At 67.3% G+C, this 14746-nt stretch carries 13 protein-coding genes and 1 tRNA gene; 3 read left to right on the forward strand and 11 right to left on the reverse strand.

Features of this window, described 5'->3' with window-relative positions; all coding sequences use genetic code 11:
- Positions 1–200 precede the first annotated feature (200 nt).
- The 6 genes from BN976_RS30540 to BN976_RS30565 all read right to left on the reverse strand — a co-directional run bounded on the left by BN976_RS30540 (position 201) and on the right by BN976_RS30565 (position 6824).
- Complete coding sequence (locus tag BN976_RS30540) at positions 201–1127, reverse strand: NAD(P)-dependent oxidoreductase (RefSeq protein WP_109489696.1); 927 nt, start codon at positions 1125–1127, stop codon at positions 201–203.
- Between the two features lie 50 nt (positions 1128–1177).
- Positions 1178–1651, reverse strand: a complete 474-nt coding sequence (locus BN976_RS30545; protein ID WP_011782327.1) for a (2Fe-2S)-binding protein — start codon at positions 1649–1651, stop codon at positions 1178–1180.
- Entirely contained in the window at positions 1644–2537 is an 894-nt protein-coding gene (locus tag BN976_RS30550) for an FAD binding domain-containing protein (protein ID WP_011782326.1), read from the reverse strand. The genes BN976_RS30545 and BN976_RS30550 overlap by 8 nt, the downstream gene beginning before the upstream one ends.
- A complete protein-coding gene (locus tag BN976_RS30555; RefSeq protein ID WP_011782325.1) occupies positions 2534–3232 on the reverse strand; it encodes an SRPBCC family protein in 699 nt (232 codons plus the stop codon). The genes BN976_RS30550 and BN976_RS30555 overlap by 4 nt, the downstream gene beginning before the upstream one ends.
- A 2-nt stretch (positions 3233–3234) precedes the next feature.
- Positions 3235–5607, reverse strand: coding sequence for a xanthine dehydrogenase family protein molybdopterin-binding subunit (locus BN976_RS30560; RefSeq protein ID WP_011782324.1), 2373 nt, complete (start codon positions 5605–5607; stop codon positions 3235–3237).
- Between the two features lie 95 nt (positions 5608–5702).
- On the reverse strand, positions 5703–6824 hold the full coding sequence (locus tag BN976_RS30565) for an XdhC family protein (protein WP_036377291.1): 1122 nt from the start codon (positions 6822–6824) through the stop codon (positions 5703–5705).
- Between the two features lie 28 nt (positions 6825–6852).
- Here BN976_RS30565 and BN976_RS30570 point away from each other — a divergent pair, with 28 nt between their 5' ends.
- Complete coding sequence (locus BN976_RS30570) at positions 6853–7518, forward strand: M15 family metallopeptidase (protein ID WP_036377294.1); 666 nt, start codon at positions 6853–6855, stop codon at positions 7516–7518.
- Positions 7519–7537: 19 nt separating this feature from the next.
- Here the strand turns inward: BN976_RS30570 and BN976_RS30575 are convergent, their stop codons facing one another.
- From BN976_RS30575 to BN976_RS30590, 4 genes are all read right to left on the reverse strand, one after another.
- Positions 7538–9610, reverse strand: coding sequence for a glycoside hydrolase family 183 protein (locus BN976_RS30575; protein WP_036377327.1), 2073 nt, complete (start codon positions 9608–9610; stop codon positions 7538–7540).
- Positions 9611–9788: 178 nt separating this feature from the next.
- Entirely contained in the window at positions 9789–10145 is a 357-nt protein-coding gene (locus BN976_RS30580) for a hypothetical protein (protein ID WP_011782320.1), read from the reverse strand.
- Positions 10146–10154: 9 nt separating this feature from the next.
- On the reverse strand, positions 10155–12425 hold the full coding sequence (gene treS / locus BN976_RS30585; protein ID WP_036377332.1) for a maltose alpha-D-glucosyltransferase: 2271 nt from the start codon (positions 12423–12425) through the stop codon (positions 10155–10157).
- 157 nt (positions 12426–12582) lie between these two features.
- Positions 12583–12654: transfer RNA gene (locus tag BN976_RS30590), tRNA-Thr, on the reverse strand.
- Positions 12655–12780: 126 nt separating this feature from the next.
- On the opposite strand from BN976_RS30590, the gene BN976_RS30595 reads away from it, so the two are divergent.
- On the forward strand, positions 12781–13188 hold the full coding sequence (locus BN976_RS30595; protein ID WP_011782318.1) for an HNH endonuclease: 408 nt from the start codon (positions 12781–12783) through the stop codon (positions 13186–13188).
- 6 nt (positions 13189–13194) lie between these two features.
- On the opposite strand, the gene BN976_RS30600 is transcribed toward BN976_RS30595, so the two are convergent.
- Positions 13195–13929, reverse strand: coding sequence for a hypothetical protein (locus tag BN976_RS30600; RefSeq protein WP_011782317.1), 735 nt, complete (start codon positions 13927–13929; stop codon positions 13195–13197).
- A 96-nt stretch (positions 13930–14025) separates the two neighbouring features.
- Here BN976_RS30600 and BN976_RS30605 point away from each other — a divergent pair, with 96 nt between their 5' ends.
- On the forward strand, positions 14026–14742 hold the full coding sequence (locus BN976_RS30605; RefSeq protein ID WP_036377334.1) for a response regulator transcription factor: 717 nt from the start codon (positions 14026–14028) through the stop codon (positions 14740–14742).
- Positions 14743–14746: the final 4 nt, after the last annotated feature.

Genomic DNA, 14746 nt, shown 5'->3' on the forward strand with positions numbered 1-14746 from the left:
CGGCGACCGTCGCGGCCGCCGACTGCGACAAACCCGACCTCAACGCCTCCAGGAACACCTCACGCGCCGACTCATGAACCTCTTTGCTGCCATGCCCGCCAAAACCCATCGAACAACACCTCCGGACAAATCAGGTGTTGCAGCGACCACTTGAGTCTGAGCACGAAAAACACCACCGTAGAAGCAATCTCGACGAGAGTTCAGCCGGATCCGGGCCTGGGCCCGCCAGCCTCCCAGTCGGCCAGCGCGCCCAGCGCCGACCAGTCCAGGTCCCGCCCGCCTCCGGCGAGCAAGGTGAGGAAGCGGTCCCGGATCAAGCTGGCGACCGGCAACGGCACCTCGAGCTGTTCGCCGGCGGCCAGCACCAGGCGCACATCCTTGAGGCCGAGGTGGGCCGCGAAGCCGGCCGGCTCGAACTGCTTGCGGGCCAACAGCCCGCCGTAAGTCTGGTACGCAGGCGCGGCGAACAACGTCGACGTCAGCAATTCCAGGTACGTCTGCCTGTCGACGCCGGCCTTGCTGACGAGGGCCATCGCCTCACCGAGCGATTCGATCACCGACGCGATCAGGAAATTGCCGGACAACTTCACCAGGTTGGCGGTTTTCGGTTCCTCCGACATCACGTACGTGCGTTGCCCGATCGCTTCGAACGCCGGTTGCAGTGAAGTCACCGCGTCGTGTGGGCCGGCGGCGACGACGAACAACTTGGCCGCCGCAGCAGCCTCCGGCCTGCCGAACACGGGCGCCGACACGAACATCTGGCCGGCCTCGGCGTGTGCCGCGGTGAGCTTTTCCGACAGAGCCACGCTGATCGTGCTGGCGGAGACATGGATGGCCCCGGGCGCAAGCGCAGCGACGATGCCGGTGTCGCCGAATGTCACCGACTCGACGGCGGTGTCGTCGGCGAGCATCGTGAACACGACGTCGCCTTCACATGCGGCCGCGACCGTCGGTACTGGCGTCGCTCCACGCTCGGCGAGCGCCACGACCCTGTCGCGGGATCTGTTGTAGGCCAACACTTCGTGACCCGCCGACAACAGGTTCGCGGCCATCGCCGAGCCCATGTTCCCCAGGCCGATGAAGCCGATCTTCATGCTATGCACCTTCCCGTCGAACGCCGATTCCATCAGGAATTGTCGCGCGCTTCGGTGCGCTGTGCGCAAGGTCGGCGGTTTGGTCAGCCGGTGGTCTCGGCAGCGCGCTTGACGGCGTTGACGATGCCCTGATAGCCGGTGCACCGGCAGAAGTTGCCGGACAGGCCCTCGCGGATCTCCTCGTCGCTCGGGTTGGGGTTGTCGCGCAGTAGTGCGGTGATGCTGGTGACGAATCCCGGTGTGCAGAAGCCGCATTGCAGGCCGTGGCACTCGCGCATCGCCGCCTGGACGGGGGAGAGCTCGCCGTCCTCGCCGGCGATGCCCTCTACCGTGGTGACCTCCTGGCCGTCGACCTGCACCGCGAAGATCAGACACGACCGCACCGCCTGGCCGTCGAGCAGCACGGTGCACGCGCCGCAGGCACCGTGTTCGCAGCCCAGATGTGTTCCGGTCAGCCCGCATCTCTCGCGCAGGTAGTCGGCGAGCGTGACGCGCGGCTCGACGGTCCCGGCGTAGCGGCGGCCGTTGACCGAGACCTCGACGGGAAGTTCATGCATTGAGGGCCTCCCTCGTTTCAAGAGCCGCAGTGGTTGCCTGTGACCACGCTCGCGCGACCATCGTGGCGCCGACCTTCGAGCGGTACGCCGGCCTGCCCTGCAGGTCGGCGGGGACGTCGTGAAGTTCCGAGACCGCCAGCCGGCCCACCTCCTCGGCGGTGATGTCGGTGACGGGCCGTCCGACGACGGCCTGTTCGGCCGGGGTGCCCCGCTCCGGGGTGGAACCCATGCCGAGCAGTCCGATGCCGCAGCGGGCCACCCTGTCCCGGCCGTCGAGCTCCACGGCCAGCGTCGCGCCTGCGATCGCGAAATCGCCGTGGCGGCGCGCGAATTCCTGCACGGCGAAACCACAGTGCCCCGTCCAGACCGGAAACGAAACAGCGGTCAGGATCTCGTCGGCGGCCAGCGCGGTCTCCCACAGGCCGGTGAAGAACTCCGCCGCCGGGATGCGCCGCGTGCCCCGCGCCGACGTCGCCTCCATCTCGGCGTCGAGCGCCAACGCGACCGCGGCGTACTCGGCGGCCGGATCGGCGTGCGCGATGGCACCGCCGAGTGTTCCGCGGGTACGGATCTGGAAGTGCCCGATGTGCGGAGTGGACAGGGTCAGTAGCGGAACCGACTCGGCGACCTCGTCGTCCATGCCCACAAGGGCGTGTGGGGTTCCGGCGCCGATCCGCACCGCGTCGCCGCGCGGCTCGATGTTGCGCAGCTCGTCCACCCGGGAGATGTCGATGAGGTTCTCGAAGTGCGTCAGCCGCATCGCCAGCATCGGCACCAGACTCTGGCCGCCGGCAAGGATCTTCGCGTCGTCACCGAACTCCCCGAGCATCGATACCGCGTCTGCGACGGTGTCGGGTCGGTGGTAGGCGAAGGGTGCCGCCTTCATGACAGCAGCCGGGCCAGCGCGGCTTGCAGGTCGTCGGCCAGCACGGCTGCCGGACCCCGGCGTCTGCGGCGGCCGATCAGGTAACCGATGACTCCTGCGACGGCAGCTGCGGCAAGCACCGGCGCGTACCGCTTGGCCATCGGGACAGCGACCACCTTCAGTAGGTCGACGGAATCCTCAGCGGGCGGTGCAGCGGCCACGGAAGCCGCTGGTGCCGAGCCATTTTCGCTGGCCTGTCCTGATGGCGCGGCTCCGCCGAGCAGTTCGGCCTCCAGGCTGCGGGCGAACTGCGCGATCAGGTTGCTCGAGACGTCGGCCAGCACCCCGCGGCCGAACTGCGCCGCCTTGCCCGAGATCGCCAGGTCGGTGACGATGCCGACGTATGTCGACTCGCCCTCGTCCTTGAGCTGGGCGGTGACGGTCGCGGCGGCGGTGCCGTTGCCCCGCGTCTCCTTGCCTTCGGCGCGCAGGACGATCCGCCGTGCCACCGCGTCCTTCTCCTGGTAGGACGCAACCCCTTTGTACGACACCGTGATCGGGCCGACTTTGACCTTCACCGCACCGTTGAAGGTGTCGCCGTCGATGGACAGCAGCGTTGCACCGGGCAGACACGGCGCGACGCGCTCGACGTCGGTGAAGACGTCCCACACCGTCGCCGCCGGTACCGCGACGCGAAATTCGTTGTTCAGTTCCACCGTCAGTGGTCCTTTCCTGCGCGCTCGATGAGCTCGACGATCGTGGCCGGCGTGGCGGGTAGTTGAGTCAGTGTGACGCCCAGCGGTGCCAGCGCGTCGTTGATCGCGTTGATGACGGCCGGTGGCGAGCCGATCGCGCCGCCTTCGCCTGCGCCTTTGTAGCCGCCGACTCCGGGTCCGGGGATCTCGACGTGCCCGAACTCGATCGGCGGCACCTCGGTGGCCGTCGGCAGCAGGTAGTCGACGAACGTCGAGGCGACCGGGTTGCCCGCGTCGTCGTAGGCGAGCTTCTCCAGCAGCGCGCCGCCGATGCCCTGGACGGTGCCGCCGGCGACCTGGCCTTCGACGATGTTCGGGTTGATCATCGGGCCGACGTCCTCGCTGACGATGTACCGGGTCAGCGTCACCTGACCGGTCTCGACGTCGACCTCACAGGTGCAGACGTGAGTCGCGTTGGCCCAGTGGATCATTGCCTGTGAGTTGAAGCGCGCCGTGGCTTCCAGGGTGGGGGAGACGCCGCCGAGCTGAGCCGGGTCGTAGTACGAGCGGTAGGCGATGTCGGCGAAGCTGACGCTCCTCTCGGGGTCGTTGCGCACGCCGGCCCTGGAATTCGCCAGTTCGATCTCGGACTCCTCCACCCCGAGGATCTGCGCCCCGATCGCGATGATCTGCCTGCGCAGAATCGCGCCGGCCTCGTTCACCGCGCCCGCCGTCATCGGCGCGCTGCGGCTGCCCTGGGTGCCCGCGCCGTAGGGCGTCACCGCGGTGTCGCCCTGGATGGTGGCGACGTCTTCGATGTTGGCGCCCAACGCATCCGCGGTGAGCTGCACGACGGTGGTCTCGATGCTGTTGCCCGCCGAACCGCCGTTGACATACACGTTGATCTTGCCGGTGGACTCCATCCGGATGGTGGCACCCTCGGTCGCGAGGTTGCCGGTCGCCGCACCGGTTGGCTCGATGTACGCCGAGAAGCCGAGCCCGATGTAGCGTCCCTCGGCAAGCGCGTCGGCCTGCTCCTTGCGGAAGCCCTCGTGGTCGAGGATCTTCACCGCCTGCTCGAACGTGTCGGCGGGGGCGCAGTTGTCGTAGGGCATGCCGTTGGGGTTGAAGAACGGCATCTCGTCGCCGCGCAGAATGTTGATGCGTCGCAGCTCGACCGGGTCCATCCCGATCTTGCGTGCGGCACTGTCGAGAAGCATTTCCCTGGTGAGGGTTTCGTACTGCCAGGGCCCGCGGTAGGCGTGCAGGCCAGGGGTGTTGGAGAACACCGTCTTGTAATTGAAGCTGGCCTTGGGCACCCGGTAGGGCCCGGGGAAGAACATGCCGATGGCCGCGGTGGTCAGCACCGGGTACGGGGTCGGGTAAGAGCCGACGTCCTGGACGAAGTCGATGTCGGCGGCCAGGATCTTGCCGTCGGAGTCGAACGCCATCCGCACCTTGCCGTCGACATGGCGGGACTGCCCGGCCGACATCAGGTTCTCCCGACGGTCCTCGATCCACTTCACTGCCACGCCCGATTGCGCGTTCGACGTCGCGGTGGGCATCTTGCGGGCGGCCAGCAGGATGCACATGTCCTCGCGCATCGGCACCACCTTCTGGCCGAACGCGCCGCCGGTGTCGCGCATGATGACCCGCACCCCTTGGGCCGGGATGCCGAGCAGTCGGGCGGCGAACGCGCGCAGCTCGTGCGGCGTCTGCGTCGACGCCCAGACCGTCAACTCGTTGGTCGTCGACGTCCACTCCACCACCATGCCGCGGGTCTCCATCGGCACCGGCACGTACATCTGCTGGTAGATGTGCTCTTCGACAACGTGAGCCGCCGTGGCGAAAATCTCCTCGTCCGGTGGCATGCCGCCCATCCCGCCGGCGACGTTGTCGGGGTAGGCCGCGTGCACGACGGGAACCCCGGCTTCCGCGCCGCCGACAGCCTTGCGGAAGTCGGCCACCGCGGGCAGCGGATCGTAGTCGACTTCGACCAGGTCGACGGCGTCCTCGGCGAGGTAGCGGCTGTCGGCGACGACGAGCGCGACCGGGTCGCCGACGAACTTCACCTCGCCCTCGGCCAGCGGTGGCCGCGGGGTGTCCGGGACGTCCTTGCCCGCGACGGCGTGCCAGGCCTCCTTCACGTCGGGGTTCAGATCGGCGGCGGTGAAGACGGCGTGCACGCCGGGTAGCGCCAACGCCGCGGACGCGTCGACGCCGTTGATCGTGGCGTGGGCGAACGGGCTGCGGACGAAGCAGGCGTGCAACATCCCCGGGCGGCTGATGTCATCGACGAAACGGCCGTGACCAGTCAGAAGCCGGCTGTCTTCGACACGCGGCACGCGTTGTCCGGCGTAGCGTGCGGTGACGGCGTTCGTGGCGGTGTCAGTCACGGTGGATCACACTCCTCGGGCTCTGAAGAGTGACGTTATCGCATCCGAGAGCGACATTTCCACCATCTTTGTCTCACCGCTCGCAGGGCGTTCGGTCAAGCCGGGTGGTGGATCCGTCCGTCGGTCTGGGAGAGCGGCCGCCCGTCTCCGCCCCAACGTCGGGCGATGATCTCGGCGGCGATGGAGACCGCGGTCTCCTCCGGAGTACGGGCGCCGAGGTCCAGGCCGATCGGGCTGGACAACCGAGCCAACTCCTTGTCGGTCAGACCCGCCTCCCGTAACCGGCGCACCCTGTCGTGGTGGGTGCGGCGTGAACCCATCACGCCGATGTAGTCGAGCTCGGGAAGGCGCAGAGCCACCTCTAGGACCGGCACGTCGAACTTGGGGTCGTGGGTCAGTACGCAGACCGCGGTGCGCGAATCGATCTCGCCCTGCTCGGCCTGCGCGCGCAGGTAGCGGTCGGGCCAGTCCACCACCACCTCCTCTGCGGCGGGGAACCGCGCGGCGGTCGCGAACACCGGCCGCGCGTCGCAGACGGTCACCCGGTAACCGAGGAACGTGGCCTGTCTGGCGAGCGCCGAGGCGAAGTCGATCGCGCCGAACACCAGCATCTTCGGGCGCGGCGCATGGCTGCAGACGAAGACCTCCATCCCGGACTCCTGGCGCTGACCGTCGGCGCCGTAGGTCAGCACCCCCGAACGTCCCGCCAGCAGCAGGCCGCGCGCGTCATCGGTGACAGCGTCGTCGGTGCGTGACGAGCCGAGGGATCCGTGACGGGAATCCCGCCCGACGACCAACCGCAACCCGACCCGCGTCGGGTCGGGGTGGACGATGACGGTCGCCACGGCGACGGGACGGTGCGCGGCGATGTCGTCGGCAACCTGCTGCAGCTGCGGGAAGGTCTCGCGCGACACCGGTTCGGTGAACACGTCGATGGTGCCGCCGCAGGTCAGCCCGACGGTGAAGGCGTCGTCATCACTGATGCCGTAACGCTGAAGCTCGGGTACGCCGCTGGCCACGACGTCGTTGGCCACCTCGTACACCGCGGCTTCCACACACCCGCCCGACACAGATCCGGCCACCGCGCCGTCGGGGCCGACCACCATCGCCGCGCCGGGCGGGCGGGGCGCCGACTGCATCGTGCGCACCACCGTGGACAGTCCGGCGGTCTCACCGGACCGCCACACCGCCAGCAACTCGTCGAGGACGTCGCGCACGAGCGCAGTGTATGCCTACTCTGACCTGATGAGCGTTGTGGCACTGCGCTGCTTGATCATTGGAGCCCTGGCCGCCGTGGCCTCGATCGGGCCGTCGGCCACCGGCGCGGCATCGCCCGTGCCGCCGGTATCGGACGCGGCCCGCGCGGCCGGATTCGTCGACGTGCGCAGCGTCGTCCCCGACGCGATCGTCGACCTGCGGTACGCCACTCCGGACAACTTCGTCGGCATCCCGCTCTATCCGGCCGGGGCCCGCTGCATGGTGCACGAATCGCTGGCGCCTGGCCTGGTCGTGGCCGCGGATCTGGTGCGCCCACACGGTGAGCGGTTGGTCTTCTGGGACTGTTACCGGCCGCACGCCGTCCAGGTCCGGATGTTCGAGATGGTGCCCGACCCGGCGTGGGTCGCGCGGCCCGGTCCGTATGCGCGCAGCCACGTCGCGGGCCGTTCGGTGGACGTGACGTTGGCCGGCCCCGACGGACTGGTCGACATGGGCACCGGGTTCGACGACTTCTCGCCCCGCAGCCTGGCCTACGCCGCCGACGGCGTCAGCCCGGCCGCTCAGGCCAACCGGGCCCGGCTGCGTGACGCCATGATCGCGGGCGGCTTCACGGCCTACGACGGGGAGTGGTGGCATTTCGACGGACCGGGCGCGGCGGTGGAACGTCCGATTCTCGATGTGCCGGTCGATTAGATGCTTCGGCGAGTGAGGATTACAGCTTCGTCAGGTCGGTCTTCATCAGCATGACGTTGTAGTCCGACCACAGCGACAGGTTCCAGTACAGATCGGAGCCGGTGCCCTGGGTCGAGGGTGACCACGGATGCAGCATCGGCGCGTAGATCCCGCCGCTCTGCTGGCCCATCAACACCGTCGCATCCGACCAGGCACCCTCAGGGGTGTCCGAGGTGCGCATCACGATGTTGTTGAACTGGTCGCCGTAGAGCACGATGTACTTCTGCAGATACTCGTTGTACTGCACCGACATCTCGCTGACCGTGTAGCCGGGTTTGGTGGATCCGCACGCACCGCCGGTCTTGCCGATGACGGCCGAGGCGGACGACGGATTGCCCTTGACCCACCTGGCTTCCGAGCTTCCGAACCACCCTGTGGAGGCCGCCTTGTAGTACTCGTACTCGGACACGTCGAGGATGTTCTCGTTGTTGACACGCGCGACGTAGGCGGCGCCCTGTCGGCCGTTGGGGGTGCCGTAGACGTAGACGTAGCCGTCGTCGCCCTTGACGAACGCCGACTGCTGGAAGTTGCGATTTCCGCTGAAAATCGAGTTGTAGCGCACACTTTCGGGCGCCACCTTGAAGTTCTCGCCGTTGTCGGTCGAGTACGCGATGGCCGAGTAATTGGTGGTCCACCGGCCTGACGAGCCCCAGTTCGACACCGACATGAAGCTGACGTACTGGATGGTGCCGAACGGCGTGTCCTCGGTGACCTCGGTGGGCAGCGAGACACCGGCGGTCGGGATCAGGGTGACCGAGTTCGGCAGCCAGGACGGCCGGTTGATGATCGGCCGCGCCTGGGTCGGGCCGTCGAGCGGCGCCCCACCGAACATGTTGCCGTTGAACCACTCTCCGTCCGGGATGGTCATGCCGTCGGACAGGTCGGTGTCGGAGCTGCGGAACAGTGTGTTGTAGATATGCCTGCCGGTCATGCCCTTGGCGCCGAAAGTGTCGCCGACCGCGATCAGGATCTGGTGCTCGTTGATGTCGGGGGTGGACGGATCGTCGACCATGCCGTTGTCCCACATGACGCCGACATCGGTGCCGTACACCGAGAATCGGGCCAGGGTGTTGGCCAGCGTGTCGTCGTCGAGGTAGACGTACTTGCCGGTGACCCAGCTGACGAATCGGGTCGACGGGCTGACCTGCGGGTTGAGCCACGGCGAGTAGGACGGGATCAGGGCCGCGGTGGTCGCGTCGTCGGTCAGCGCCAGGCTGGTCGGCGTCACCGAGGTGGTGCGCGGGGCGTTGGTGGTGCTGCGCGCGGCGAACAGGTTGTCGAGCTCGCGCCGCGCGAAGGACAGCAACGCCCACAGGAACGGGGGCTGCGGGGCATCGCCGGGTTTGGCGTCGGCCTTCTGACGGGCCCAGTCCAGCATGCTGGTGACGACGTTGACGACCGCGGTGATCAGGTTCGGCTTCTTCGCCGCCGCGGCCTCGTCCTGCTCGGTGGTCAGCAGCGCGGCGACCTTCGGGGAGAGTGTCTTCGGGCTCGACTCCGCCAGCGAGGTCGCAGTGGCGAAAACGGCGACTTTCTTGGGTTCCTGCGGTGGCACGGCCGGATCGTCGGATCCGTCGTCGGTCACCGTCGCGGTGGTCTTCTCGGTGGGCTCGGGCTCGGGCTCGGGCTTGGTCGACGTCTCGGTGTTCGTCGACGTCTCAGTGGCTTTCGGGGGCTCCTGGTCGGCGTCCGCGCCCTCGGAATCGTCGGCGTCCTGGTCCTGGTCCTGGTCTGGATCTGGCTCGTCAGCCGGCTCCGGCTCCGGCTCAGGGTCGGGCTGGGCCTGGTCTTCGGGTTCCGGGTCGGGCTCGGCCTGCTCTTCGGGTTCCGGGTCGGGCTCGGTCTCGTCTTCAGTGTCGGCTTCCGGCGTGTCGACGGTGTCCGAGGTGGTGTCCGTCTGGACGCTGTCCGACGTTGCTGCGCTCGAGGCGCCGTTGGTCGACGACTCGGTGTCGTCGGCCCAGGCCACACCCTGGCCTGCAAAGACTGCTGTTCCGACGCCCAGCGCGACCGCGAGACCGCCTACCCGACCGACGTATGCTGCCGCACCCATGAAACCCCTCAACTCAAACCTTGATCGTCCCCCGTCGGCGTGACCATTCAATCGCATCGCCGAGGGGTCAGCGAGCAAAAGGTTAAATCGTCACAGATTTCGTTTCGTTACTGTGACCATGCGGATTTAGCGGGTCGAGCGGCATCGAGGCGTCTGCCGGCAAATGGCAGGGGACGCCTCAGTCCAAGTTCTCCAGCGCCTTTTCGTACAGGCTGACCGCCTCGGCAATTCCGTCACCCAGCCACGCATCCGCAACGCCGACCTGGTCGGCGACCAGTTGTACGCGCGTCAGCCACAGCTCGAAATCATGATCACGGCGAAGCCCGTCGATCTGTTCCTTGGAGCCCCGGATCAGGATGAACCCGCCGAGCTCGATGCTTTGCGGCTTCAGGACCACGCGGTCGAATCCCTCGATCCGGCCCCGACCTTGGAGGTCCGACAGATAACCCTCGGTCTCGACGAGCAGATCGAGGGCGCTTCGCTCGCGGCCACGCGTCGGCACACCCCAGGCGACCCACAGTCCAGCTTCTGCCATGACTTGACGCTACTGGACGTGGTCTCCCTCGGTGCCGGCGTCGGGCACCGGGGCCTCGACGAGCAGTGACAAGCCTTGATGCGCGGTCAGTTCGACGCCGAAGCTGTGCAGGTCGTCGACGGTGGCGAGGGGCCTGCCCGAGAACATGTCCGACACCTCACTGCCCGGAGGAAGCTTCAACGAGCGCACCGTGCCCGCGACGTCCTCGTTGGCGAAGTTCAGCACGGTCAGCTGGTAGCGGCCCTCCTCGTGGAGCTGGTGCACCAGCACAAGCATGCCGCGGTGCGACACCTCGGGGATGTCGATCTGGCGGCTGGTGGCGATGCCGTAGTGCGACCGCACCTTCAAGATGGCCTGCAGCTGCCGCAGAAAGCTGGTGTCCTCGGCCAACTGGTCCGGTATGGAGCCGTAAAGGCTTCGGCCCCTGGGCATTCCGGCTGGGGACCGGGTAGCGGTCGGGTTGACGCCCATCAGATCGTGGGCGGCGCGGTGAATCCAGCGGGTGTCGCCGCCGCGCAGCAGTTCGGTGATCTGCGACGGCGGCAGCGTCAGCATGCCGCAGACGTCCCATCCCGACAGCGCAAACACGCCCGGCTGCAATGCGTTGAACATCGCCAGCAGCAGATGGGCGCGGCGGATCCGGTCGATCTGCTCGTCGTCGACGATGTCGTCCAGCGCGGCGATCCCCAACGTCGCGGCGATGACGGTGGCCGTGGTGCAGGCGATGCCGTTGGTGGTGAACACCAGGTTGTAGGGCGCGTTCTCGCCGGTCAGCTTCTCGCTCAGGTCGCTGCGGATCGTTTCGCCGAGGACCTCCCCGGTGATCTCCTCGCCCTTGTACGTGTACACGTCGTCGCGGTGGCCGGTGGACCAGTGCACGAGTTCGTAGGTGAGTTCGTCATGATTCTGCAGCGCGTGCACCAGGGAGGCGGGGTCCACGCCGAGCTCGAGGGTGGTGCGCAACGTCAGGCGAAGAAACTCGGTGTCGGCGGTGGCCAGCGCGTGGTGGGCGGCCGGGCGGGTGATGAAGTCATAGGACAGGTCGGCGCCGGCCTCGCCGATCTCGCGGATGTCGTCGATGGTGAGGTTGAGCTCCTGGAAGGTGAAGCCCCCGACCTTACGCACCATGCTGGCGATCAGGTGGTTGGCCGCTTCCGAGAGCGGGTGGCCCTCCGACCAGGCGGCGCTGTCCTCGGCCGCGGTTTTCTCCGCGCCCAGGAAACCGTTGGCGTCCAAGCGGAGTCCGCCGGTCCCGAGATCGGTCAGCGAGTGCAGCGCGTCGCCGATGACCAGTCGCATCCCGGCGAAGGACGGGTCCAGCCAGTTGATCGAGGGCTGGCCGTCCTTGAAGTAATGCAGGTACACCCAGCGACGTTCGATGCCGTCGATTCCGACGACGGGGCGGGTCACGCTCCAGTTGGTCTCCTTGATGCCCTCGGCATAGAAGATGACCCGCTGAAGCTTGCCGATGATGTAGCCGGCCTTGTCGAGCCACTGCTCGGTCGCGGGGTCGATGTTGACCGAGTCCGCGCCGGGCGGCACGTCGGGCAGGTGTTCCCAGTCGCGGGGGTCGACCTCGACCATGTGGTAGATGCCGGGGTAGTCGGCATATTTCATCTCGGCGAGCCGGAAGTCGGCGCCCTTACCGGTGTGGCCGGGCACGATGTCGTCGATGATGGTGCCGCCGTACCAGTTCGCGGTGCCGCACATCTGACGGAACTCGTCCTCGGTCCCGAACGCGGGGTCGATCTCGGTGCTGATGCGGTCGAAGTGCCCGTCGACGCTGGGGGTCAGCTCCCAGCCGGAGATGCCGCCGGCGCGTTTGACCGGGCCGGTGTGCACCGCCTCGATCCCGATCTCCGCGAACGCCTTCCACATCTCCACATCGGCCATCGCCTTGAGGAAAGACTCGTTGGACCGGGTGATCAGCGACAGCGGGTACGCGGTGAACCACACCGACGCCGTTTCGACCGCGCCGCGCGGGCTCGGTGTGGCGTAAGGGTTCTGCCACATCGAGCCCTGGCCGGAGAACTGCTGGCTGATCTCGTTGGCATCGGCAAGCATCGACTGGCTGATCAACCACGACACGTAAGCGGGGTTGTCGCCGGTGGGGGAGCCGTCCCGGGCCAGCGAGCGGCGGGTGAACGGTGCCCGCACCCGCGGCCGGAACCGCAGCGACCGCGGTCGCGCCGGGTGCAGGTGCTCGTCGAACGTGAGCTCGGGCGACTCAGAAGAATCAGTGCCCTGGTCTTCGGGTTCCGACTCCACGGCGTGGGACAAGGTTCCGCCTTCGCAAGGTTGGTTTCGTAGCGACCGGTATCGAGTATTGCCGTGTCCGGGCAAGGTTGAAACTGGGGCGAAGGTATTGGCAGTCGCGACACTGTCTCACGGGTCGGACGCTACGACGTGTCACCGACAGCGGTGCCGGGGATCGCGGAGCCCCCTATCGGGATTGAACCGATGACCTGCATATTACAAGTATGCTGCTCTACCACTGAGCTAAGGAGGCGTGTCCCGTGAGGACGCGGCCGATCTTATCGTCTCGGCGCGCATGCCGATAATGCCCCTCGCCCGATTTGCCGCAGTGTTACAGCAGCTGCGCGAAAGTGTCAGTCCTCCCGTTTAACGTGTTGACATGTCCAGGACCTGTCTCGGGTGCGGAGTCGATCTGCAGACCCGCCAGCAGAAAGTGTTCTGCAGCAATGCATGCCAGCAGTCCTACCGACGGCGCTTGTTGCTGGAGGCATGGCTCGCGACCGGAGTCTGCGGTCGGTTGTCGTACCAGGGTCACTACATCCGTGACTATGTCTACGAGCAGCAGGGTGGTTGCTGTGCGCTCTGCGGCATCAAGAACACGTGGAACGGTCTGACGTTGGCGCTGATCATCGACCACATCGACGGGGATTCCGGCAACAATCGGCGAGAGAATTTGCGGCTTATCTGTCCCAACTGCGACAGCCAGCTACCGACCTATAAGGCGAGGAACCGCGGTAAGGGCCGTTTCTATCGGCGGCAGCGCTATCGGGACGGCCTTTCGTACTGAGGCAGCTCAGTCGTCGGCTTCGACAATCCGCTGCGAGGTCACCGGACGCGAGGTCGGACGCGGCCGCATGCGCCGGCCGGGCAGCGGGATGCGGTCGGCGATGTTGCTCAGCGGGTTGACCACCTGGCTGAGCACGATGACGGCCTCCCGCAGCGCCTCGATCGTCGGTTCCAGCGCCTCCAGCCCCGGCGCCAGCCGGTTCAGCGTGTCCGCGACGGCGGCCAGTTGTTCCAGCGGGCCGTTGCGGGCGGTCAGTGTGTCGACCACGCCACCCTCGGCGAACAGCCGGTCGGCCACCCCGTCCTCGGCCAGCAGCCGGTCGACCAGACCGTCCTCGGCCAGCAGCTGGTCCACCAGCCCACCGGGTTCGAGGGTGCGCATCAGCCCGCCCTCTTCCTCGGTCAGCCTGTCGAGGACACCGCCCGGCGCGGTGAGCCGGTCGACCACCCCGCCCGGCCGCAACAGCCGGTCGATCGGGCCGTCCGGGGCAAGAGCCCGTCCGAGCGGCTGGTCTTCGTCCATCAGCCGCGCCAACCGGTTGGCCCGATCGACCGCGTCCTGGACGCCCAGCATCGATGCGAACGACGTCGGCGCCTGCCTGGCCCCGTTCCCGGAGTCGCCGAGCGAGCGTTGGGCGATGTCCATCGCGCCGCTGGCCATGCCGAGGCCGACTTCGGCGATGGCCAGCCCGGCCCGCACCGGCGCGAACGCGAGATCCGTCAGGGATCTGCCGAGGTTCATCCGCTCAGTCTAGGGACCGCGCAAGCACAAACTCACAGGAAGTGCACAGCCGGCACGCAGTACATTTCCAAGCGAGTCGATGAACAGTTGAGGGCTATGGCCATGCCGGTACCGGAGAACGTCCCCGAGGCTCGCGTACTAGTGGTCGACGACGAAGCGAACATCGTCGAACTGCTCTCCGTGAGTCTGAAGTTTCAAGGGTTCGAGGTCCATACCGCGTCCAACGGTCCCGCCGCCCTGGACAAGGCGCGTGAGGTGCGGCCGGACGCGATCATCCTCGACGTCATGATGCCCGGGATGGACGGCTTCGGCCTGTTGCGCCGGTTACGCGCCGACGGCATCGACGCCCCCGCGCTGTTCCTGACGGCGCGCGACTCGTTGCAGGACAAGATCGCCGGTCTGACACTGGGCGGCGACGATTACGTGACCAAGCCGTTCAGCCTCGAAGAGGTGGTGGCGCGGCTGCGGGTGATCCTTCGCCGCTCCGGCCGCGGCCACGAGGAACCCCGCACTTCGCGGCTGACATTCGCCGACATCGAACTCGACGAGGACACCCACGAGGTGTGGAAGGCCGGTGAGCCCGTGTCGCTGTCGCCGACCGAGTTCACCCTGCTGCGCTACTTCATCATCAACGCGGGCACCGTGCTGTCGAAGCCCAAGATCCTCGACCACGTGTGGCGCTACGACTTCGGTGGCGACGTCAACGTCGTCGAGTCCTACGTGTCTTACCTGCGCCGCAAGATCGACACAGGTGACAAGCGGCTGCTGCACACCCTCAGGGGTGTGGGTTATGTCCTTCGTGAGCCGCGGTGACGGT

This window comes from Mycolicibacterium austroafricanum (genome assembly GCF_000612725.1).
Lineage (GTDB): Bacteria > Actinomycetota > Actinomycetes > Mycobacteriales > Mycobacteriaceae > Mycobacterium > Mycobacterium austroafricanum.

Coding starts and splice junctions, on each gene's coding strand:
- BN976_RS30570 (WP_036377294.1), top strand. CDS start 6,853: ATGAGCGTTGTGGCACTGCGCTGCTTGATCATTGGAGCCCTGGCCGCC.
- BN976_RS30545 (WP_011782327.1), bottom strand. CDS start 1,651: ATGCATGAACTTCCCGTCGAGGTCTCGGTCAACGGCCGCCGCTACGCC.
- BN976_RS30580 (WP_011782320.1), bottom strand. CDS start 10,145: ATGGCAGAAGCTGGACTGTGGGTCGCCTGGGGTGTGCCGACGCGTGGC.
- BN976_RS30575 (WP_036377327.1), bottom strand. CDS start 9,610: ATGGGTGCGGCAGCATACGTCGGTCGGGTAGGCGGTCTCGCGGTCGCG.
- BN976_RS30595 (WP_011782318.1), top strand. CDS start 12,781: ATGTCCAGGACCTGTCTCGGGTGCGGAGTCGATCTGCAGACCCGCCAG.
- BN976_RS30550 (WP_011782326.1), bottom strand. CDS start 2,537: ATGAAGGCGGCACCCTTCGCCTACCACCGACCCGACACCGTCGCAGAC.
- BN976_RS30540 (WP_109489696.1), bottom strand. CDS start 1,127: ATGGAATCGGCGTTCGACGGGAAGGTGCATAGCATGAAGATCGGCTTC.
- BN976_RS30600 (WP_011782317.1), bottom strand. CDS start 13,929: ATGAACCTCGGCAGATCCCTGACGGATCTCGCGTTCGCGCCGGTGCGG.
- BN976_RS30605 (WP_036377334.1), top strand. CDS start 14,026: ATGGCCATGCCGGTACCGGAGAACGTCCCCGAGGCTCGCGTACTAGTG.